Source organism: Lutispora sp. QWL-02 (genome assembly GCF_058315355.1).
Genome location: NZ_CM177762.1, coordinates 77,934 through 99,714, shown reverse-complemented (window position 1 = coordinate 99,714; position 21,781 = coordinate 77,934). Strand labels below are relative to the sequence as shown.

Annotated in this window: 15 protein-coding genes and 1 other annotated feature; of the genes, 12 read left to right on the top strand and 3 right to left on the bottom strand. The window is 39.5% G+C overall.

All coding sequences use genetic code 11. The annotated features are described in order from the left end of the window. Positions 1 to 58 precede the first annotated feature (58 nt). The 3 genes from AC4HCY_RS00420 (at position 59) to AC4HCY_RS00410 (ending at position 2,252) form a co-directional block, all read left to right on the top strand. Positions 59 to 865, top strand: coding sequence for a TIGR00266 family protein (locus AC4HCY_RS00420; RefSeq protein WP_323433562.1), 807 nt, complete (start codon positions 59 to 61; stop codon positions 863 to 865). A gap of 293 nt (positions 866 to 1,158) precedes the next feature. Beyond that, positions 1,159 to 1,746 (top strand): nucleoside recognition domain-containing protein, encoded by a 588-nt coding sequence (locus tag AC4HCY_RS00415; RefSeq protein WP_323433561.1) that lies wholly within the window; start codon positions 1,159 to 1,161, stop codon positions 1,744 to 1,746. After that, positions 1,743 to 2,252: a spore maturation protein gene (locus tag AC4HCY_RS00410; RefSeq protein WP_323433560.1), complete on the top strand. Its 510-nt coding sequence runs from the start codon at positions 1,743 to 1,745 to the stop codon at positions 2,250 to 2,252. Before AC4HCY_RS00415 ends, AC4HCY_RS00410 begins: the two co-directional genes overlap by 4 nt. 43 nt (positions 2,253 to 2,295) lie before the next feature. On the opposite strand, the gene AC4HCY_RS00405 is transcribed toward AC4HCY_RS00410, so the two are convergent. Both AC4HCY_RS00405 and AC4HCY_RS00400 read right to left on the bottom strand, forming a co-directional pair. Then, positions 2,296 to 3,966, bottom strand: a complete 1,671-nt coding sequence (locus tag AC4HCY_RS00405) for a methyl-accepting chemotaxis protein (protein WP_491095145.1) — start codon at positions 3,964 to 3,966, stop codon at positions 2,296 to 2,298. Next, entirely contained in the window at positions 3,963 to 6,800 is a 2,838-nt protein-coding gene (locus tag AC4HCY_RS00400; protein ID WP_491095144.1) for an EAL domain-containing protein, read from the bottom strand. Before AC4HCY_RS00400 ends, AC4HCY_RS00405 begins: the two co-directional genes overlap by 4 nt. Positions 6,801 to 7,355: 555 nt before the next feature. Next, positions 7,356 to 7,590: a binding site (T-box leader), on the top strand. A gap of 43 nt (positions 7,591 to 7,633) precedes the next feature. Between AC4HCY_RS00400 and metG the strand changes: the two genes are divergently transcribed. Beyond that, positions 7,634 to 9,577 carry a methionine--tRNA ligase gene (gene metG, locus AC4HCY_RS00395; protein ID WP_442916750.1) on the top strand — a complete coding sequence of 648 codons (1,944 nt, stop codon included), beginning with the start codon at positions 7,634 to 7,636 and terminating at the stop codon, positions 9,575 to 9,577. Between the two features lie 45 nt (positions 9,578 to 9,622). After that, positions 9,623 to 10,390 (top strand): TatD family hydrolase, encoded by a 768-nt coding sequence (locus AC4HCY_RS00390; protein ID WP_323433563.1) that lies wholly within the window; start codon positions 9,623 to 9,625, stop codon positions 10,388 to 10,390. 97 nt (positions 10,391 to 10,487) lie between these two features. On the opposite strand, the gene AC4HCY_RS00385 is transcribed toward AC4HCY_RS00390, so the two are convergent. Continuing rightward, on the bottom strand, positions 10,488 to 11,780 hold the full coding sequence (locus AC4HCY_RS00385; RefSeq protein WP_491095143.1) for a GGDEF domain-containing protein: 1,293 nt from the start codon (positions 11,778 to 11,780) through the stop codon (positions 10,488 to 10,490). A 361-nt stretch (positions 11,781 to 12,141) separates the two neighbouring features. Between AC4HCY_RS00385 and AC4HCY_RS00380 the strand changes: the two genes are divergently transcribed. The 7 genes from AC4HCY_RS00380 to AC4HCY_RS00350 all read left to right on the top strand — a co-directional run bounded on the left by AC4HCY_RS00380 (position 12,142) and on the right by AC4HCY_RS00350 (position 21,769). Then, on the top strand, positions 12,142 to 13,242 hold the full coding sequence (locus tag AC4HCY_RS00380; RefSeq protein WP_323433555.1) for a resuscitation-promoting factor: 1,101 nt from the start codon (positions 12,142 to 12,144) through the stop codon (positions 13,240 to 13,242). Positions 13,243 to 13,523: 281 nt separating this feature from the next. Beyond that, positions 13,524 to 14,066 carry a ribonuclease M5 gene (gene rnmV / locus AC4HCY_RS00375; protein WP_323433554.1) on the top strand — a complete coding sequence of 181 codons (543 nt, stop codon included), beginning with the start codon at positions 13,524 to 13,526 and terminating at the stop codon, positions 14,064 to 14,066. Next, entirely contained in the window at positions 14,066 to 14,935 is an 870-nt protein-coding gene (gene rsmA, locus AC4HCY_RS00370; RefSeq protein ID WP_323433553.1) for a 16S rRNA (adenine(1518)-N(6)/adenine(1519)-N(6))-dimethyltransferase RsmA, read from the top strand. The genes rnmV and rsmA overlap by 1 nt, the downstream gene beginning before the upstream one ends. Positions 14,936 to 14,997: 62 nt before the next feature. Then, positions 14,998 to 16,305, top strand: coding sequence for a hypothetical protein (locus AC4HCY_RS00365; RefSeq protein WP_323433552.1), 1,308 nt, complete (start codon positions 14,998 to 15,000; stop codon positions 16,303 to 16,305). Between the two features lie 197 nt (positions 16,306 to 16,502). After that, entirely contained in the window at positions 16,503 to 18,611 is a 2,109-nt protein-coding gene (locus tag AC4HCY_RS00360; RefSeq protein ID WP_323433551.1) for a methyl-accepting chemotaxis protein, read from the top strand. Between the two features lie 242 nt (positions 18,612 to 18,853). After that, positions 18,854 to 19,972, top strand: coding sequence for a rod shape-determining protein RodA (rodA, locus tag AC4HCY_RS00355; RefSeq protein ID WP_323433795.1), 1,119 nt, complete (start codon positions 18,854 to 18,856; stop codon positions 19,970 to 19,972). A gap of 171 nt (positions 19,973 to 20,143) precedes the next feature. Continuing rightward, positions 20,144 to 21,769: a Na/Pi cotransporter family protein gene (locus tag AC4HCY_RS00350; RefSeq protein ID WP_323433796.1), complete on the top strand. Its 1,626-nt coding sequence runs from the start codon at positions 20,144 to 20,146 to the stop codon at positions 21,767 to 21,769. Positions 21,770 to 21,781 lie beyond the last annotated feature (12 nt).

The following is a 21,781-nucleotide window of genomic DNA, read 5'->3' as shown; positions in this document are numbered from 1 at the left end:
TATGAAGTTAAATACATATAATCGTAAGCGGAAATAATTTTATTTTAGGAGGGGTCTTATGAAAAAGGCGCATGAGGTGGATTTTCAGCTTTATGGAGATGACATGCAGTTTGTGGAAATCCAGTTGGACAGCGGGGAAAGCATAGTGGCGGAAGCAGGAGCCATGATGTATATGGAAAACGGCATAGAGATGGATGCAGTATTCGGGGACGGCTCGGATGAAGATTCTAAAAAAGGTTTTATGGATAAGATGCTGGGAGCCGGTAAGAGAGTGCTTACAGGGGAGAGCTTATTTATGACTATGTTTACAAATAGAAGTCCCGATAAAAAAGCATTGGCCTTTGCGGCGCCATATCCCGGTAAAATAATTGCCAAGGACCTGGGTGATATGGGCGGACAGCTTATATGCCAGAGGGATGCCTTTTTGTGCGCAGCCAGGGGAATACAGATAGAAATTGCCTTCCAGAAAAATATCGGTGCAGGCCTGTTTGGCGGAGAGGGCTTTATAATGCAGAGACTCATAGGGGACGGTTTAGCCTTCATGCATGCCGGAGGCACCATAATAGAAAAGGAATTAAGACCGGGAGAGGTCTTAAAGCTTGATACAGGATGTCTGGTCGCTATGACACCAAGCATAAACTACAATGTAGAATTTGTAGGAAATGTCAAAAGCGCTTTCTTCGGAGGAGAAGGATTGTTCCTGGCGACCTTGAGAGGGCCAGGGCATGTATGGCTTCAGTCAATACCCTTCAGCAGGCTTGCAAACAGGATATATGCAGCAGCCGCAAAGGGCGGGACCAAGGCAAAGGATGAAGGAAGCCTGTTGAGAGGCATAGGAATAGGAGATTTGTTCGGAAAAGATTAGACAATATTGTAAGCCCTGCAATTTGCAGGGCTTATTTGTTTATTTACAAAGCATCCATGTATAGTCACGTATAGTATATAAGCATACTTAGTCTATACATGGATGTTATTTTATTGTAGTGTAATCATCAATCCCCGTTCCGTGTCTTTTCGTGAAAATTTCGTGTCTTTCAGTGGTTTCCATCCCCTTATCTGGTATTTGCAGCAGGCAAATATAATTTTTTGCCCGATTCATAATGGGAGAAGCAAAGCCATAGAGTTTATTAATGCAAATAAACTGGGATGGTGGTTTTTATGATAAACAAGATATGGTTTTTTATTATCGCTTTTTCCGTGGCCTTTGCGGCAACTAATGGGAGACTGGAGCTTTTAAATCAGGAGATATTCGCATCCTTGAAATCCTCTCTGGACCTATCCTTGGGGCTGTTGGGAAGCATGATGCTATGGTGCGGCCTGCTGAAGGCTGCAGAAAAGGCGGGATTGGTTGAAAAATTAAGCTCTATCATCAGGCCTGCCGTAGGATTGCTGTTCCGGGATATACCGGCCGGGAGTGCCGCAATGGGGGCTATGATAATGAATATAACCTCTAATATGCTTGGCTTGGGCAATGCTGCTACCCCATTGGGATTGAAGGCTATGACGGAATTACAAAAACTAAATAGAGGAAGGGACACTGCCACAAATGCCATGTGTCAATTTCTTGTCATAAACGGAGCCCCTATATGCCTTATACCTTCTACGGTTATTTCTATAAGGGCTTCTCTGGGCTCCAGCAATCCGGGGGCAATAATCATACCCTCCATAATTTCTTCTGCAGCGGCAATAACTGTGGGGGTGATTTGCTGCAAGGTGATGGAGGGGATAGGAGGCAACACCCGATGAGTATAGTTATACCCTTTATCATATTGTTCATACTGACCTACGGATATGCCAGGGGTGTAACTGTTTATGATGCTTTTATAGAAGGAGCCAGAGAAGGCATGGACATAACTCTTAAAATATTTCCATATATAGTTGCTATGCTTTTGGCCGTCGGTATGCTTAGAGCTTCTGGGGGGCTGTCTCTCATTGCTTTTATTATGAAGCCTATAACCTTCGCTTTAAAAATACCTGAAGAAATATTGCCTCTTATCATAATGAAACCCTTGTCCGGCAGCGGTTCCCTTGGTGTGCTTGCGGATATACTGAAAAAAGTGGGACCGGACAGTTTGATAGGCATCATAGCTTCTACTATAATGAGCAGCACGGAGACCATTTTCTATACCATAACAGTTTATTTTGGCTCAATAGGAATAAAAAACATCAGGCATACATTATGGGCCGCGATCATTGCCGATATTGCCGGAATAATCGCGGCTATAGCAATTTGCAGCAGAATGTTTCAATGAGCCGTCGGGGACGATTCTTTGCAGCTGTAACGTGATTTTTTATTTAATATTTGAATTTAGAAATGCCTATTTGCATTTCTTCCGCCAGCTTTGCCAAAGCCTCACTGGCATGGGCTATCTCAGCCATAGCTGCAGTTTGCTCCTCCACGGAAGCAGAGGCTTCTTGGGCCCCCGCAGCATTTTCTTCAGATATGGCTGAAAGGTTTTCTATGATGCTAATAATCTGGATTTGCTTTGTTTCCATTTCTTCTCCGGACTGATTTATTCCGTTTATTACCTCTTTCATTTTTTCAATTGCGGTGGCGATTCCTTCAAATTTTTCATTAGTCATCTCTACACTTTTTGTTTGGGATTCTACAATTTTGCCTACTTCTTTTATTGTTTCTACTGCAACTCCTGTTTTGCCGGTTAACTCTTTTATTACAACAAATATTTCCTCCGTAAATGCATTTGACTGCTCTGCCAGTTTACGAATTTCATCAGCGACAACAGCAAAGCCCCTCCCCGCTTCTCCTGCTCTAGCTGCTTCTATGGCTGCATTAAGGGCCAGGAGATTGGTTTGAGACGCTATGTTTTTGATCATTTCGCTTGCAGTTACAATTTTTTCTGCACTATCGTTAGTATTTATTATAATATTTTTAATTTCTTCGGAAGCTTTTGTACTTTCATTAGTTTTGTCAACAAGGTATTTTAAGATTTCAAAGCCTTCATTTTTTAAGGTATCCACTTTTCCCGCAGAAGAATTCAACTCTTTAATATATTGCTGATCCTTATCAAGTAATCTTCCCAATTGATTTATATGTACTGCTCCTTCTTCTGTATTCTTAGCTTGGTCGGCTGCCCCCTGGGCTATTTCTTGTATTGCCCTGGCCACTTCATCTGCTGTTATAGAGGATTGCTGGCTGGTTGAGGTCAATTCCTCCGAGGATGCCGCCAATTGTTCCGAGGTAGTTAAAATATTCTTGAGGATTGTTACAAAACTTTCTTGCATCTTAATAATAGCTTTAGTCATAATGCCTATTTCATCAATTCTATTTAAAGATTTCTTGCTTATACTATTTTGCTGAAAGGTAAGGTCATACTTTGAAAATTTATCAATAATTTGGGTCATGCTTTGTATGGGTTTTAATAAAATGCTCCTGAATATAAATATCAATAAAATGATTGTAACTATGCTTGTTATAGCAAAAGATATATTTATTTTTAGCAGGCTGGTGCTCAGTATTTGATTAACGGTATTAACATCTACTGGTATTCCGATATTAAGGGCCCCTACGAGCTTATTGTTTTCATATATGGGCTTTAAAACATCTAGCACAGGCGAATTTGTGATAGACCAAACAAACAAGTCGGCATATTCTTTGCCATCCTTGGCGGCAGCTATGCTCCCCGCATCATCTAATTTGATTCCTATTCTGCTTTTATCAGAATGGGCTGTTGCATTTAAATTGCTGTCAATAAATAATGCATAAGCAAGGGTATTTTCCGAGTAAATTTTATCTATAAAATCTTGAGCATTATCTTTATCAAAAGATTGAGAATAAACATTGACTAGTTTTAAGTTATGGGTTTTCCATTGGGATATTACTTCATCCTTAATAATGTCTCTGACAACTAATAAAGTTATTGAAAAGGATAGCATTAATACCAGCAAAATTATTCCAATCAGCTTTAACATAATGCTGCTTCGCAGCTTTCTGATTATTCTTTTCATAACTGTTCCTCCTTGCAAAATTTGATATTTTTTTGCAGCTTTTGTACTAAATTGTCATTGTAAATTCTGTCAATAGATTCAATATCTAATGGCTTGGAAAAGAGATATCCTTGGATGCAATCACAACCCGCTTCCTTTAAACGCAAGTATTGCTCTATGGATTCTATGCCCTCTGCTATTACTTCTAAGCTTAAACTGTGAGCCAAAGAAATGATACTGCTGATAACCATAATATCATCCATAATCAAGAATTTATCGTTCAAAGTTTTATCAAGCTTAATTTTGTCTACCGGTAAAAACGTTAAGTAGCTGAGAGAAGAGTAGCCTACTCCAAAATCATCCAAAGCAATTTTTATGCCTAAATCCTTTAACTTATGCAAGAACGTGATGGTTTCGTCTTTTTTGTCTAGAAATATACTTTCAGTGATCTCGATGCTCAAATATTCACCAGAAATTTTTTCTTTCTCCAATAGCGCTTTTAAAAACTCAATATATCCTGAATCATGCAATTGTTGTGCAGAGAAATTAATTGCTATAGGCTTAAGCTCACCTCCTTTTTCCTTCCGGGTTTTAAGCTGCTTGACTACCTCCTTTGTTACCCATCTGCCAATTTCGATTATAATTCCTATTTCCTCTGCCAGAGGAATAAAGTGTATGGGGGATATTTCATGGGCTTTTAATCTTAAGAGCGCTTCAAAGCCCAAAATATTGCCTGTTAAGGTAGAAACTTGAGGCTGGTATAGCAATGTGAATCCATTTTCCTTAAGGGCATCTCTTAAAAGCTTTTCAATTTTTATCTTTTCCTTCAACTTATCTGCCATCTTATTGTTAAAAAATACATAGTTGCTCCCCGCTAGGTCCTTAGCTTTATACATGGCCACATCTGCATTCATAATCAGTTTATTCACATCAATGCTGTCAAAGGGATACAAAGTAATGCCTATGCTGCAGTTTACATGGGCGTCATATTCCTCAATCATTATATTATCCTTGAATACTTCGATTATTTTTTTTGCATAGTTTTCAATTTCATTTATATTTTCTTCCCTCTTTATGAGAATAAGGAATTCGTCTCCGCCAAACCTAGATACTAAAAGCCTGCCTCTCTCAATATTTAAAAGGCTTTCAGCAACTTTTTGGAGTATTTTGTCTCCACAGGAGTGACCCATGGTATCATTTATCCTTTTAAAATCATCGAGATCTAAAAACATTATTGCTCCCGGCTGACTATCATTAACCTCTTTTTCAAGGGCTTCAATAAATTTTATCCGATTGGGTAAGTTGGTTAAAGGATCATAGTATGCAATATATTCTATATATTTTTCCTGTTCTTTTATCTTTGTTATATCAAGGATGATGCCGCTGACTAGCTTTAAACCGTTGTTTCCGTCAAAAATACCACGCCCGCGGATCAATATGCACTGAATTCTATTAAAGCTATTTTTTAAGTTTACCTGGCAGTATATCTCTTCTCTTCCGCCGCTCATGAACCTTGCTATTTCATTTTTCAATTTTTGCCGTTCATTTTCTGCTAATAATTCATTTAAAAGAGAATTATAATCTTTTCCATTTTTCTCAGTTATGCCAAGGGCGTTTTTAAAGTCTTCTGATAAATAAAAATTTCTGCCGGATACTTCATACTCCCATACACCGCTATTGGTGCCTTTTATTGCAATATCATATTTTTGTTTTAAATCTTCAATTTTTTCCGTGTAGTCTTGTATCGTAGCATATTGAATTTTAAATTTTTCTTCTGAGTTTGCCAGCTGCTCATATGCTGAAAAAATTTTTTTGTTGTTTTCCAGCAGCTCTTTTTCCTTTATTCCAAGCTTTTCATACAGCTCATTTAGCTCTTTGAAATTATTGCTTAACCGAAACATAATAGCAATAATAATCAAAATAGTTGTGAATGACCCAAATATAATAATCCTCATGGTATTTAATTGGTTCATTTGAGCATTGATTTCTGATTTTGGGATTATTGCAGCAATTCTCCAATCGTTGGAGGCCATTGAGTTATAAAATAAATAGTATTCTGTGTTGTTTTCTATGTATTCATAAAACTCTGGGCTTTCACCGAGAAACTTACTGTCAGTTTTTTTAATTTTTCCTCCAAGCTCTTCTATTTTCATTAGAGCTTCCAGGCTCATATTTGGATGATATATTATTGTGTCGTTGCTGCTTATTAAAATAGGAAAGCCTTTTAGGCCTATAGAATAAGAATCTATAAAGGATATGAGTTCTTCCATATGTATATCTATGCCAACACTGCCTGCCAAGCGGCCATGCTCATATATGGGCGATACTATAGATAAGGTAAATTTCCCGGTAATACCATCTATGTAGGGCTGTGTATAGGTAACCTTTCTGTTGCTTTGATTCATTTCAATATACCATGGGCGGGTTTCCATATCATAATCATAATCCGGAACCCAAATGCCTTCATTGGTCGCTAAGCAGTTAAGCTCTTTCATTCCAAGCCATGCAAGGGCTATATTATTACTGGTGCTTTTGATTCTTTCCAGTGTAGCTTTAACCTTCTTGTAATCAGGGCTGGATGCAATTGTCTCACTAGATTCATTTTCTTTGACAAAGCTTACTATTGCATCATTAGTCAGCATCTGAGCAACCAGTTCGCCGTAGCGGCACAAATATTTGTCTATTTCCATTGAAATTATCTGAGTATCTTTTTTCAAGTTGCCTAAAATGCTTTTCCTCAGATTATTCTTGATATGAATAAGCAAAAAAACACCTGATAAAGTGAAAATTAGAACCAAGACTAAAAAGCAGACACCAATCCAATTAGAAGTATTGTATTTTTTTTCACTTTTCATAATAAAAACTCCTTAAAGGCTTATTTTCATTGATCAAAAGCTGTTACCACAGGTAAACCTTAAAAGAAGTACACATATTTGGAATAAAAAGTTTACATAATACTACAAAATACTACAAAATTCAACAAAAAAGGTTGTTTATATACATGTTACTACAATATATAATAATTATCAATTAATAATTCGCACATTGACATAGCGAATCTGTTATCGAAATGTACAAATTTGAAAAAGAACTTTTCATGGCTAAAAACAAAGCAATGAATTCACAATCATAAATATTTTTTAATTAGTAGGAATAGAGTTCAGAAAATGAAATAGGGATTACAAAAATCAGATTGACTAAATATTTGATTTATTGTATATTCTATATTATATAAGAACTTTGGGTTCAGGACTCAGAAGAGCGGGGAGCAAAAATCACGAAAAGATATGAAAAGTTAAAAAATAGCCCTTTCGTGAAGTTTAGTGATTCATGCACTATTGCCCCCAATGTAATACCATAATACCAGAGACCAGCGACTGACCTTAAAGGAATCCCCAAAGCGTGCAAATATAAAAGTGATGATGGGAAGAGTAGTCTGGAAATATGTCAAAGAGAGCCGATGTCAGGTGAAAATCGGTACAAAAAGCCGGATGAACATGGTCCTTGAACTGTGTAGGTGAGGTATATGCTTAGCCTGCACCGGAAACCTCCGTTACAGGGTAAAGTGATGATAGTCACTTATTGAGGTTTTTACTGTGAAGTAAAAATAAATTAGGGTGGTAACACGATGCTCTCGTCCCTTTGGGGATTGAGGGTTTTTTTATTTTTTAAAAAAGGAGAGAAAGATATGGAGAAGAAAAAATATTATATCACTACACCAATTTATTATCCAAGCGACAAACTGCATATAGGCCATTCCTATACTACAGTGGCGGCTGATGCGGCTGCCAGGTATAAAAGGCTATCCGGCTATGATGTAATGTTTCTTACGGGTACTGATGAGCACGGGCAGAAAATACAGAGAAAAGCGGAAGACAAGGGTGTCACTCCAAAACAGTATGTTGATGAAGTAGTGGCAGGCATAAAGGAGCTGTGGAAGCTTTTAGATATCTCCAATGATAGATTTATCAGAACCACCGATGACTATCATGTAAAGATTGTGCAAAAGATTTTCAAGAAGCTTTATGATCAGGGGGACATATATAAAAGCGAATACGAAGGCTGGTACTGTACACCTTGTGAATCCTTCTGGACAGAACATCAATTGGTCGACGGCAAATGTCCCGACTGCGGGAGGGATGTGGAGCTCACAAAGGAAGAGAGCTACTTCTTCAAATTATCAAAGTATGCAGACAGATTAATAAAATACATTGAGGATAATCCGGACTTCATACAACCTCAATCCAGGCAGAATGAGATGCTCAACAATTTCCTGAGGCCCGGCCTTGAGGACTTGTGCGTATCCAGGACCTCCTTTGACTGGGGCATACCTGTAACCTTTGACGAAAAGCATGTAATTTATGTATGGATAGATGCATTATCAAACTATATAACTATTTTAGGCTATCTCACGGAGGATGACAGCGACTATAAAAAATATTGGCCTGCGGACGTGCATCTGGTCGGCAAGGAGATCGTAAGATTCCATACCATCATATGGCCTATCATGCTCATGGCGCTGGATCTGCCTCTTCCGAAGCAAGTATTCGGTCACGGCTGGCTAATATTGGAGGGTGGCAAGATGTCCAAATCCAAGGGCAATGTGGTAGACCCTGTGGTCTTAGTAGAAAAATACGGTGTAGATCCCATAAGATATTTCCTTCTCAGAGAGGTGCCCTTTGGTTCAGATGGGGTTTACTCGGAAGAGGCTTTGGTAAACAGGCTCAATTCGGATTTGGCCAATGACCTTGGGAATCTGCTATCAAGAACCATAACCATGATAGAGAAATATTTTGACGGGCTTATACCCTCGCCGAAGGCCGGGGAGCCTATAGACTCGGAAATTGAAAATATGGCATCTGAACTGCCGGGGAAGGTAGATGAGCTTATGAACAAGCTGCTTTTCTCCAATGCTCTGGCAGAGATATTCAAGCTGGTAGGAAGAGCAAATAAGTATATAGATGAAACTACACCCTGGACTTTGGCAAAGGATGAGAGCAAGAAAGACCGATTGGGAACTGTCCTGTACAATCTGGCGGAGGCCTTGAGATATATAGCGGTGCTGATAACTCCCTTCATGCCCAATACCCCGGAAAAGATATTCTCTCAGCTGGGCATAAAGGATGGAGAGCTTAAGACATTGGAGAGCCTTAATGATTATAGAGGGATCAAAGCCGGGACTAAGGTGGAAAAGGGCGGCGTCATATTCCCAAGAGTTGAATTCGAGAAGGAGGAGGCTGCGCCAAAAGCAAAATCCGCATCTGAAGCTAAGGCTGCCGCTGAAGCCAAGCCTGCAGAGCAGCTTAAGCCGGAAATAACCATAGAGGATTTTGCAAAGCTGGACCTTAGAGTGGCAAAAGTTTTGGGCTGCGAAAAAGTAAAAGGGGCAGATAAGCTGCTGAAGCTTGAGCTTCAGGTCGGGGATGAGACCAGGCAGGTGGTTTCAGGCATAGCAGAGTATTACAAGCCCGAGGATCTGATAGGCAAAAGCATGGTGGTTGTAGCCAACCTGAAGCCTGTGAAGCTTCGCGGTATAGAGTCCAAGGGTATGATACTGGCAGCATCAAATGATCAGGAGCTCACCGTAGTATCACCTTTAAGCGAAATAGCTTCAGGGTCAACAGTAAGCTGATGGGGATACGGAAACCACGGAAAGACACGGAGGGAGATAATGACGATGCTTTTTGATACACATGCTCATTTGGACGACAGCAAATTTGATGAGGACAGGGACGCTGTCATAGAAAAATGCAGAGAAGAAGGCGTGGTTCTCATTCTAAATGCTGCCAGCAATTTGGCTGCCTCTCTGAAAGCCATAGAATTAGCCGGAAAATATGACTTTATATATGCATCGGTGGGGGTCCATCCCCATGATGCTTCCGAGATGGATGAGAAAAGCTGCCTGGCATTGGCCGGGCTGGTTGAGAAGAATCAAAAGGTGAGAGCCATAGGTGAGATAGGATTGGATTATTATTATGATTATTCTCCCCGGGAGGTCCAGAAGAAGCGTTTCATGGAGCAGATCGATCTGGCCAAGCAACTGAAGCTTCCTGTGATAATCCACGACAGGGATGCTCATGAGGATACCATGAACATACTCAAAAGCTCAGGGGTGAAAGAAGTGGGCGGTGTGCTCCACAGTTTCTCCGGAAGTGTGGAAATGATGAGGGAATGTCTGAAGCTCAATATGTATATATCGCTATCCGGGCCGGTGACCTTCAAAAATGCTAAAAAGGCGGTGGAAGCAGCTAAGGAGGTTCCCTTAGACATGCTTTTAATAGAAACAGACAGTCCCTATCTCACCCCGGTGCCTCACAGGGGTGAGCGGAATTACCCTTCTTATGTGCGGTATGTGGCGGAGAAAATAGCCGCGTTGAGGGACATGACTTTTGAAGAGATAGCAGAAAAGACACTTGAAAACGGAAAAAGATTATTTAATATATAAAAGATACTGGGTATGATTTGATATTCCCCCTTTACAGATCTGTAAGGGGGGAATATCATGATGAGAGATCAGTTTTACTTTTTCGTTAGTATCATAGCTACCATAAACAAACCCTATTGCGGCCATACCTTTTTGCCTGGTATAGGGCAATATCAGCATGACTAAATAAAATCTCAGGCATTGCGTCTTTTGTAGGAATAGTTGATGTCACACCTATACTCACTGTTTGATATTTACTTACAGCAGAATAGTCATGGGGAATTCTGAGTTCTTCAACGGTTTTTAAGATATCCTCTCCTGCTTTTTTAGCCTTAATAATATTAGCATCAGGAAGCAGTATCACAAATTCATCTCCTCCAAAACGTCCGGCGAATCCTTTGTATTGTTCGGCTTTAGTCTTAAACAGTCTGGCTAGCTTTTTTAATAGCTCATCCCCTTTAAGATGCCCATAATTATCATTAAATTCTTTAAAATAGTCTATGTCGATAAAAACCATTGAAAGCTCTTGATTATTTTCTATGGCATTTTCCCAACTGCCCTCGACTATCTCTCTAAATTTGCGCCGGTTGAAGATTGATGTCAAATCATCAATTGATGAAAGCAAATATTTCTCGTGAGCCTGCATTTTTTCATATTTTGCTTTAATGCCAAGATATATTGCCAGTATTCCAACTATTAGATTAATGAATATAAACCCTGCTATTACTAACAAGTAGTTTTTTAAAGATTCGTTATACTTTTCTATAAAAATATCTACTCCTAACAACCCTATATAATTTCCGCCGCTATCATAAAAAGGAGCATAGCCTGTTATGTAATTTCCCCATCGGTTTTGAGAAATGTGAAAAGAAGGTGTCTTGCTTTTATATGCAGCAAGGAATGACTTATCCATCACAGTATACCGATCCTTGTCCTCATATCCTTTGCCGGAGGTGTCCTCTAGCCGGACTGCATCGCTTACAACTGCGTCCAATAAATATACAACGCTCAGCTCTGTACCTGCTTTTGCGTTGTATATTTCTTCTTCTCCCCGCTCCACAATATATTTTGATTTTGATAATGGAGCTTCAATATAGACATATTTAATATCAGAGCCTTTAATGACAAATCTTACAGCATCTTCGAACTTAATGTTTAATGGATCTTTCAGTAATTGGTTAAAATCTAATTCAAGCAATCTCTTAACTTCATTTTCTTCTATAATAAGCTTTTGTGAAATATCTAAAGCCAGCAGCATAGCTTTATTCCCCAATTCATTTCTAATGCCGTTGGAAAGCGTATTATATGTAAAAAAGGACAATGCTCCAATTGAACAAATCCAAATTATAGGCAGCACCATGAAAATTTTTGTTAAGCAATTCTTTCCTTTACGACAAGTTGACTTTATCATAATTTTACTATTCCTTTCCCATGATTCTATCGATTTAATCATGCATAGCAACCTGAAGACAGTCAAACTTGCGAGTCAACCTTGCATTTTTTACTAGTAACGATACATAATTACATAATACAACAAATTATGACAGCATTCAACATATTGCGGCAATTCTCAACATGATGTTATGAAATTTGATCATGCAGCTCATATATAGTACAGATGTAATTTATTCAAGTCATTATTAATATAATGGTATATAACCATTAAAATTAGTAAAAAATATATAAGACTATGTATATAAAAATATGCAAAGTTTGACAATACGGAGAAAAAAATATAAAATATGCTTATCGATTAAAAAGGAGGGTAATTAATGGAAATAAACTTTCCCCGGTTAAAAAGTTTATTTTCCTTAGGAAAGGAATGGCGTTATGAGAATGGACATCTTAAACTCAGGTATAAGAAGCCCGTTTGCATTGGAGTCAGTATAACGGCCGTTCTTGTTTTGCTTTTGACTACATCGATTATATTTAATATATTGAAGAAAGACATAGTTATTGCAGATGCGGATGTAGAGAGCAATATAAGCACCTTTAAGTCTACAGTGGCTGAGGTGCTGAGCGAAAGAGGCATCCAAATCGGTTCGTACGACAGACTTGATATTGACCCTGAGCAAAAGCTTAGGGATGACATGAAGATAGTGATAAAAAGAGCAAAACCTATAATGATAATTACTAAGGAAAGAGATATACTCATACATACCCTTGCTCAAACTGTAGGGCAAGCAATAGAAGAAGCAGGAGTATATCTGGGGGCATTGGACAGGATACAGCCCGAAAAAGACGCTTTGACAAAAGACATAGACAGTATAAACGTCATAAGAGTAGAAGAGCAAATTGTAAGTCAGGTTGAGAAGATTCCTTTTGAAAATGAGGTAAGAAAGAATGAAAGTTTGGAAAAAGGCTTTGTAAAGGTAATAAACAAAGGCAAGGAAGGCAAGAAAGAAACTTCGGTGAAGATAGTTTTCGAGAATGGAATCGAATCCATGAGGCAGATCGTTGCGGAGAAGATCATTCAAGAGCCTGTTGCAGGAGTTATTGAGGAAGGCGCCAAAACAACCTTGGTTTCTTCCAGAGGTACAGTTACGCGATTTGTAAAAGCTATGGAAATGACTGCTACAGCTTATGATGCAACCTTTGCCAGCACGGGCAAGAATCCCGGCCATCCTCAATATGGGGTGACCCGCTCCGGCCTTAAGGTAAAGCCGGGAATCGTAGCGGTAGATCCCAAGGTCATACCTTTGGGGACCTGGCTCTATGTAGAGGGCTATGGAGAAGCTCTGGCGGCAGATACCGGCGGAGCAATAAAAGGCAATAGGATAGACCTGTATTATGAATCTCCTAAGGAGGTTGCCAAATACGGAAAAAGAAAAGTAAAGGTATACGTACTGGATAAGCCTAGACATAAGTTCTGAGAATAATGCGACATAAGGATAACGGAAACCAGGTCAAATCACTGAGGGGTTGATAATAGTTGTTATTGTTCGCAATTAGAAAGGCGTATGCCGTCATTCTGAGTATAGCGAAGAATCTTATCCGGATTCTTCGCTTCGCTTTGTTTCGCTCAGAATGACGGCTGTGCAGAATATTTAGTGCCTTCTGTGTTTTTTCGTAAAAATTCCGTGTCTTTCAGTGGTTTTCGTCTCCTCTTGCTTCGCATATACTCGCAATGATGGGATGATGAGGGGGAAAATATATGATCAAGGAATGTATCGTAGTAGAAGGGAAAAATGATGCGGCTGCCGTGAAAAGGGCAGTGGATGCTGATGTGATAATAACCAGCGGTTTTGGGATTACGGGAGATACTCTCAAGCTTATAAGAACGGCCGTTGAAAAGCGCGGAGTCATAATACTGACTGACCCGGATTTTATGGGAGAAAAGATAAGGAAAATAATCGGGGATAGGATTCCCGGAGTCAAGCATGCCTTCATACCCAGAGAAGAGGCTACCGATGAAGGTGATGTAGGAGTGGAAAATGCTTCCCCCCATAGTATTATAAAAGCCTTGACGATGGCGAGGTGTGAAACCAAAGAAGAGCGGGCTGAGTTCAGCCGGGATGATATGATGGCATCCGGGCTGTCAGGCTGCGATTCTGCAGCGGATATGAGAGCTAAAGTCGGAAGGGCTCTGGGAATCGGGTATGCCAATGCAAAGCAGTTTCTAAAAAGGTTGAATAATTATGGGGTTACCAGAGAAGAATTTGATAGAGCGATAGAAAAGGCCGGGAGGCGCATGTGATGAGAGATTATACTTTGGCTGATGCCACAAGAGACGCTATGAAAAAGTTTGATATAAGAGCTTCAAAGAAATACGGACAGAATTTTTTGATCGATCCCGGCGTACTGGGGAAAATAGTGGAAGTATCCGCCATAGATAAAGACTCCATGGTTTTGGAAATCGGACCGGGCCTCGGCACTATGACAAAGCAATTATGCGAAAGAGCAGGCAAGGTTTTAGCCATAGAGATTGATAAGGACCTCATAAAAGCGCTGAGCATCAACATGTCGGGATACGATAATTTCAAGCTGATAAATGATGATGTGCTGCGGCTGGATCTGAAATCGCTGCTGAAAGAATATTTTGGAGACATAAAGGCCAGGGTGGTAGCGAATCTGCCATACTATATAACCTCTCCGATAATAATGAAGCTTTTGGAAGAAGGCCTCAATCTGTCATCCATAACCATCATGGTACAAAAGGAAGTGGCCCAAAGGATTGCGGCGGCTCCCGGAGGCAAAGACTACGGGGTATTGTCGTTATCGGTTCAATATTATGCAATACCGGAAATAGCAGCTATAGTACCGGCAGAGGCTTTTATGCCCATGCCTGGAGTGGATTCGGCTGTAGTCAATCTGAAAATCAGGCAGGAAGCCCCCGTGGCTTTGAAAGATGAGGCTTTGTTTTTCAGAGTTATAAAGGCCGCTTTTGCTCAAAGGAGAAAAACCCTGTTGAATGCACTGTATGGAAGCGGTCTCAATCTTGAAAAAAGCCAGGTTGAGGAGCTGCTTTCGAGCTGCGGAATCGATGCCAGGAGAAGGGGAGAAACCCTAAGTATCAATGAATTTGCCGCTTTAAGCAACAAAATATGGCTTTTTTTAAAAAAGTAGTCTACAATTGCCCCTCTCAGACATATATTAGTAATGACAATTTTTGAAGGGAGGGGTTTTTTGTGCCTTTGGGATATGAATATAAAAGGTACTTCATAATATTGCAGGAAGAAGATAAGGGCTATGAGATGACAGCCGGGAAAATACCCACCGGTTATGTAAAAATAGAAATAAAGAAAAACAGAGTTAAGGTCGGCGGGTTTATCCAGAACATGAAATCAGACACAAAATCCAAGTATAAATTGAATCTTTTGGCTGCAAGGCAAAAGCTGGTGCTGGATATAGGACTATTTAGAATGGATGGTGCAGGAAGAGGAGAATTTTATGCTGAATTTGATTCGGACAATGTTTCGGGCAGCAATTTATCCATAAGTGAATTTACCGGTGCTTTGGTTGTGGCAGGTTCAGGTATTCCCCTGGTAGGCTACGCGGGCAGGGACAGCATACCATGGAGGGATTGGTATGGCAAAGAGGATAAAGAGGAAGCAGAGCAAATACGGGAAGAAGAAATGCTTGAGAAAGAAAGCATTATAGAGGAACCACGTATTGAAAATATAGAAGCAGCAGACGATATAGAGGAAGCAAGAGAAATAGAGGATATAGCCTGTCAGGAGGAGACAAGAGAGCCAGTGGAAGTTCAAGAAGCGGAAGAAGTAGCCGAAATAGAAGAAGCACGGGAAGAGGATGCTGAAGAAATATGGGAAGCACAGGAAGTCCATGAGTCCTTGGAAGAAGAAAGAATGGAGGAAGAGGACGGAGCAGAATCAGCCGAAGTGCTTGAAGCTGCAAGAGAGGAAAGTTTAGAATCCGAGCCTCAGATAATAGATATGGAAATGAGAGCCGAACCGGCGCCTTTATATTATGAAGAGCCTGAGTATGCGGAACAGCAATCCTTCCATGGTTGGGATACGGGAAGGCTAACAAATGAGGGTCAGGAGCCTGAGCGACATAAGAAAGAGCATAAGGAAAGCCAAGAGAAGACCCATAAAAAATTGATCGATGCTCTAAAATGTATGGAGAGATTTGGCGGTTTCCATGACGAATACGGGATCAGGTGGTATAGAATAGGCCAGGAGCTGCCCCTTCTGAATGATGTCATGATACCGATAAATGGAGCCATGATGCCTTTATCCTATCCATATATAGTAGAAAGCACAGGAAGAAGCATAGAGAGCTGCGTTTTGGGCGTAGAACACAGAAAGGGTGAGATAAGGTATGCTTATATAGGCATACCGGGGGCATACTATGAAGGCTGCAAGGCATGCTATGAATATAAGGGATTTACAGCCTATAAAAGAACCAAGGACAATAAGAGAGGCTATTGGATCATGTGCATGGATATAATGAAGGGAAAAATATGCAGAATTTAAGCTTCAGGGAATTAAAAGGCTTCATCTATTTTAAAGTGCTTCGATTAAGAAGCCTTTTTTATTTTTTGATATAACAAGGGTTAAATAAAATAATGGATGAAACTTCCTTGATTAAATTTGTAGATTTTAATAGAATATAGTTGAATATTGTCGAAAATTGAAGTATTTTCTATTATAATTTAAAGGGGTGTGATTCCATGAAATTTAAAACAAAAACCCTATTAATGATCTTAACACCAATATTCCTGATATTTACCCTAGTTTTTGCAATGGTTGGATTTGATGTTTATCAGGGGCAAAAAGAAAATGCTACTCATTTAGCAGAAGCCATAGCTAAAGACTATGCCAGTACAATTAAAGCCGAATTAGAAATATCCTTGGATTCTGCCAGGAATACTGCATACATGATGGAAGGTCTAATTAATCAAGGCTCTCCTGATAGAGAAAGCGTAAATGCAGTTTTAAAAAGTATTCTTTCCGGAAATGAAAATTTTTTTGGTGTTTGGGTTTGCTTTGAACCCAATGCTTTCGATGGAAGGGATAATGAATATGCAGGCACTAGCGGTCATGACCAGACCGGTAGATTTACTCCATACTGGTATAGAGACGGTTCAGGCATTAATACAGAAGCTTTACATAACTATACAACAGAAGGAGAAGGCGATTATTATCAATTGGCTTTCAAATCTGGTATAGAAACTGTTTTAGAACCTTTTGAATATGAAATCGGCGGGGCCAAAGTGCTTATGACTACCTTTGCCGTGCCTATCAAGCATAACGGAAAAACAATAGGTGTATCAGGGGTTGATGTGACCTTAGACCAACTTCAGGAAATAGGCGATAAAGTCAAATTATATCAAACGGGTTTTGGCAGGCTGATTTCTCCTAATGGAGTAGTAGTTACCCACCCCGACAGGACGAGCATAGGCAAACCCGGAGGCGAATTTGTAACCGGAGATGCACATATTTTGCTGGATAAAATTAGGACAAGGGAGGTTTTTACACAATCTTTATATTCAAACGTATATGATAAAGATGTGCTTAAATCCTTTGCACCGGTAATAATAGGCAATACTGCGACCCCATGGGTTTTTAGTACAGTGGTGCCCCGGGAAGAAGTTTTTGCAAGCGTCTATAAGCTATTATCAAAGATAATTATAATTTGTATTATTGGACTGTTAGTTATTGGAGCGGCTATTTTTATAGTTACATCAAGCATTGTTAAATCAATTGTTTCCATAACGGAAAGAATAGAGGAAATAGCAAATTATGATTTTACTCATAGTGAAAATACAAAGGCTGCAAAGTATTTGAATAGAAAAGATGAAATTGGTCAAATAATGAGAGCTATCAGAACCATGCGGGATAATATTGTTCATTTGATCACAGAGATTTCCAATGGTGCAGAAAGCGTTGCGGCAACTGCAGAGGAACTGACGGCCACCTCTCAGCAGACAGCTTCAGCCTCCGAAGAGGTTGCCAGAACTATTGAAGAAATTGCCAGGGGAGCCAGTGAACAAGCAAGTGATACGGAAAAATCATCTGAGAGTGTTGAAGAAATGGGTAGATTTATAGAAGAAGCAGGGGGATATATTCAAGATCTTAATAAGGCTTTGATAGAGATCAATCAGCGAAAAGAAGAAGGCTTTGAAATTATTCATATTTTGACCGGAAAAACAAAAAGGAGTAGTGAATCTGCTAAAGAAATCTATGAAATAGTTATGAATAATAATAAAAGTGCAGAAAAAATTGATAGTTCCAGCACCATGATTCAAAGCATTGCAGACCAGACTAATCTTTTAGCTTTAAATGCTGCCATCGAAGCCGCCAGAGCAGGAGAAGCCGGCAGAGGCTTTGCAGTTGTAGCAGGAGAAATAAGAAAGCTGGCTGAACAGACCAATAGCTTTACAGATGAGATAAAGCAGGTCATAGAAGAACTAAAAACAAGGTCTAATGCTGCAGTGCAAACTATTTATGAAGTTAAAGATATAGTAAATGCACAATCGGATAGTGTAGAAGAAACTAGGCATAGGTTTGATCTGATAGCTGATTCCATAGGAGCAACGGAGGTTGTCATCCAAAAGCTCACTGAGGGCACCAAAACACTAAATATGAACAAGGCTAAACTAGTAGACTTAATGCAAAACTTATCAGCCATAGCTGAGGAAAATGCAGCGGGAACAGAGGAAGCTTCTGCAGCCACAGAAGAACAAGCAGCTTCCAGCATGGAATTGTCCAGAGCAAGTGAAGGCCTTGCAGAAATAGCCGGAAAGCTGCAAGAGCTCATTAGAAAGTTTAAGATTTAGCAATTAGAGGAGGTTTTACCTCCTCTTTTTATGCGTGCGTCCAGCGAAGCTGGACTGCACTTATAGTTTAAAGTAAGGGAACGGAGAAAGACAGTTAGACGTACCTATTATCAAAGATAGGGTAATACAAATGGCGGGAAAGTATAATTCTCCATTCTTTTTTTGGATTAAAGTTACAGTGTGGTAAAATCATTTTTTTGTGGTAAAATTGAATATGAAATAAAATAAGAGGGAATGAGCCTATGAAATGGGATAACATTTTTGATAAGAAACTATTAAAAAATATAGACGTTGGAATAATAATTTCTATGATACTGCTTTTTGCAGGCGGAATCGTTGCCATAGCCAGTGCAACCGGAGTTACACATGGCGGATCCCTGAACCATATAAAGATTCAAAGCGTAGCTTTTATTTTAGGGATGATAGCCATCATCATAATACTTTTTTTTGATTATAATACCTTCGGGGACATGAGCAAATTAATTTATGCGGTAAGCATAATACTTCTGGTCGCAGTATTGATATTCGGAAAAGAAGTAAAGGGGTCTAAAAGCTGGTTTGATTTAGGCCTTGTAAACTTTCAGCCTTCAGAAATTGTAAAAATCGGTTTTATATTATCCTTTGCCAAGCTTTTGGAAAAAAGAGAAGGAACTCTGGATACTATAAAGGGTATAATTCCGATAATACTATACATTGTCCCTATAATAGGCTTGATACTTCTTCAAAACGATTTTGGGACAGCTCTTGTATTTATTTTTTTTATTGCCTTTATGGTGTTTGCTGCAGGTATGAGCTATAAATTCATATTAGGTACGGGAGTTTTAGCTGTGCTTAGCTTGCCTTTGCTTTGGTTTAAATTTTTCGGAGACTATCAAAAAAAGAGGATATTAGTTTTTTTTAATCCGGAGCTGGATAAGCTGGGCAGCGGGTACCACGTCATCCAATCAAAAATAGCCATAGGCTCAGGTCAATTTACGGGAAAGGGCTTGTTTCGCGGCACTCAAAACAATTTAGGCTTTATACCAGAGCGGCATACAGATTTTATATTCTCTGTTATAGGAGAAGAGCTTGGCCTTATAGGTTCTGTGATTATCATATTTCTATTTATGCTTCTGATCACGAGGTGCATATATATTGCCAGAATATCAAAGGATAGCTACGGTAAATATATTTGCATCGGTATTATGGCCATGCTTCTGTTCCATGTCCTGGAGAACATAGGCATGACAATCGGGATTATGCCTGTTACAGGCATTCCGCTTCCTTTTGTAAGCTATGGGGGGAGTTCCCTTTTAACAAATATGATATCTGTAGGTCTGGTTTTAAATGTAGGAATGAGAAGGCAGGTTATCAGGTTTTAGAAACTTCATATATTTTCCTTCAATATTTTCTACTTACGGACAAAAGTAGTATACTGTATTATTTGTGAGAAAAATGGCATATTTACGCTAAAAAGGTTGAATTTCAGTATTGTACTTATCTTTCTATACTAATATACTTATGATGGTATATTTTTTGTTGGAGGTGTAATTTTGGGTTATAGTATGATACTCGGCTTATTTGCGGGCTTAGCCATATTTCTATACGGCATGAAGGTTATGTCCGATGCTTTGCAGAAAGCCGCAGGCGACAGGATGAAAAAGCTGCTGGAGGTCCTTACCCGAAACAGATTTTTAGCTGTTTTAGTAGGTACGGCAATAACTGCAATAATCCAAAGCAGCAGTGCAACTACAGTAATGGTAGTGGGTCTTGTCAACGCAGGCATAATGAACTTGAGCCAATCTGTAGGTGTTATAATGGGAGCTAACATAGGTACTACCATGACAGCTCAATTAATCGCCTTTAAGTTCAGCAATATTATTCCTTATGCTTTGATAGCAGGAACAGCCTTGGTGCTGTTTGCAAAGAAGAAATCCAACAGGCAGCTTGGAGAGCTTCTTCTTGGTTTTGGCTTGCTTTTCTTAGGAATGAATTCTATGAGTGACGCTATGAAGCCTCTAAAAGACATTCCTCAGTTTACACAGTTCATGGTTGATTTGCAGCACAACCCTTTATTGGGAGTTCTTGCAGGCTTTATATTGACGGCTGTAATTCAAAGCAGCAGTGCTACTATAGGTATTCTTCAGGCACTGGCTCTGCAGGGACTTGTTCCTATAGAAGCCGCATTGCCTATTTTGTTTGGAGACAATATAGGAACCTGCGTTACTGCATTATTAGCCAGTATAGGAGCAAACTTCACTGCTAAGAGGGCAGCCATGATGCATCTTATATTCAATATAGTAGGTACAATAATATTCCTGCTGATACTCGGACCGATGGCACAATTGGTCAAGATGACCTCCTTAAGTGAGGTAAGGCAAATAGCTAATGCACATACATTCTTCAATCTGGTAAATACAGCAATACAACTGCCCTTTGCAGGCTTCCTGGTAGCCTTTGTTACTAAGCTTATACCCGGTAAAGAAGCCGAGGATCCTACCAAACTTGTATATCTGGATAAGAGAATACTCGAAACCCCCTCTGTCGCCGTTGTGCAGATAGTGAAGGAAATAATCAGAATGGCTGAAATAGCAAGATCAAATGTTAGAAAATCCATAGATGCCATATTGACCGAGGATGAGAAGCTTATAGCAGAGGTTTATTCCAATGAGAAAGCCATAAACGCGCTGGAGAAAAAAATTACAGAATATCTGCTTGCTGTTTCTAGTACAGCCATAAGCTCTGAGCAATCAAACCGTGTTGCGGCGCTGTTCAATACTGTTCATGATGCTGAGAGGATCGGGGATCACGCGGAGAATCTGGTTGAGCTTGCCCAGTTTAAGATTGACAATAAGATTGTTTTTTCAAGCACTGCTATTGAAGAACTGAAGGAAATATACGGCGTTGTGGACAAAGCTATAGAAACTTCCTTAACAGCTTTAGAAAATGAGGATAAGGAAAAGGTTAAAGAAGTAAATGAATATGAGGAACGGGTCGATGAGTTGAGGGACGGACTGAGAGAAAGCCACATAAGACGTCTGAATAATAGCGAATGCAATATAAATGCAGGGGTAATATTTTTGGATATTGTAACAAATCTTGAAAGAATAAGTGACCACAGCGTAAACATTGCAGGTATTGTAAGCCCTGCTTCCGTAATTCATAAGACTAAGATATAAAGGCCATTCGGG

Excerpts from the sequence above, each read along its gene's own strand:
- AC4HCY_RS00420 (WP_323433562.1), top strand. The coding sequence starts at position 59 with ATGAAAAAGGCGCATGAGGTGGATTTTCAGCTTTATGGAGATGACATG.
- AC4HCY_RS00415 (WP_323433561.1), top strand. The coding sequence starts at position 1,159 with ATGATAAACAAGATATGGTTTTTTATTATCGCTTTTTCCGTGGCCTTT.
- AC4HCY_RS00410 (WP_323433560.1), top strand. The coding sequence starts at position 1,743 with ATGAGTATAGTTATACCCTTTATCATATTGTTCATACTGACCTACGGA.
- AC4HCY_RS00405 (WP_491095145.1), bottom strand. The coding sequence starts at position 3,966 with ATGAAAAGAATAATCAGAAAGCTGCGAAGCAGCATTATGTTAAAGCTG.
- AC4HCY_RS00400 (WP_491095144.1), bottom strand. The coding sequence starts at position 6,800 with ATGAAAAGTGAAAAAAAATACAATACTTCTAATTGGATTGGTGTCTGC.
- metG (WP_442916750.1), top strand. The coding sequence starts at position 7,634 with ATGGAGAAGAAAAAATATTATATCACTACACCAATTTATTATCCAAGC.
- AC4HCY_RS00390 (WP_323433563.1), top strand. The coding sequence starts at position 9,623 with ATGCTTTTTGATACACATGCTCATTTGGACGACAGCAAATTTGATGAG.
- AC4HCY_RS00385 (WP_491095143.1), bottom strand. The coding sequence starts at position 11,780 with ATGATAAAGTCAACTTGTCGTAAAGGAAAGAATTGCTTAACAAAAATT.
- AC4HCY_RS00380 (WP_323433555.1), top strand. The coding sequence starts at position 12,142 with ATGGAAATAAACTTTCCCCGGTTAAAAAGTTTATTTTCCTTAGGAAAG.
- rnmV (WP_323433554.1), top strand. The coding sequence starts at position 13,524 with ATGATCAAGGAATGTATCGTAGTAGAAGGGAAAAATGATGCGGCTGCC.
- rsmA (WP_323433553.1), top strand. The coding sequence starts at position 14,066 with ATGAGAGATTATACTTTGGCTGATGCCACAAGAGACGCTATGAAAAAG.
- AC4HCY_RS00360 (WP_323433551.1), top strand. The coding sequence starts at position 16,503 with ATGAAATTTAAAACAAAAACCCTATTAATGATCTTAACACCAATATTC.
- rodA (WP_323433795.1), top strand. The coding sequence starts at position 18,854 with ATGAAATGGGATAACATTTTTGATAAGAAACTATTAAAAAATATAGAC.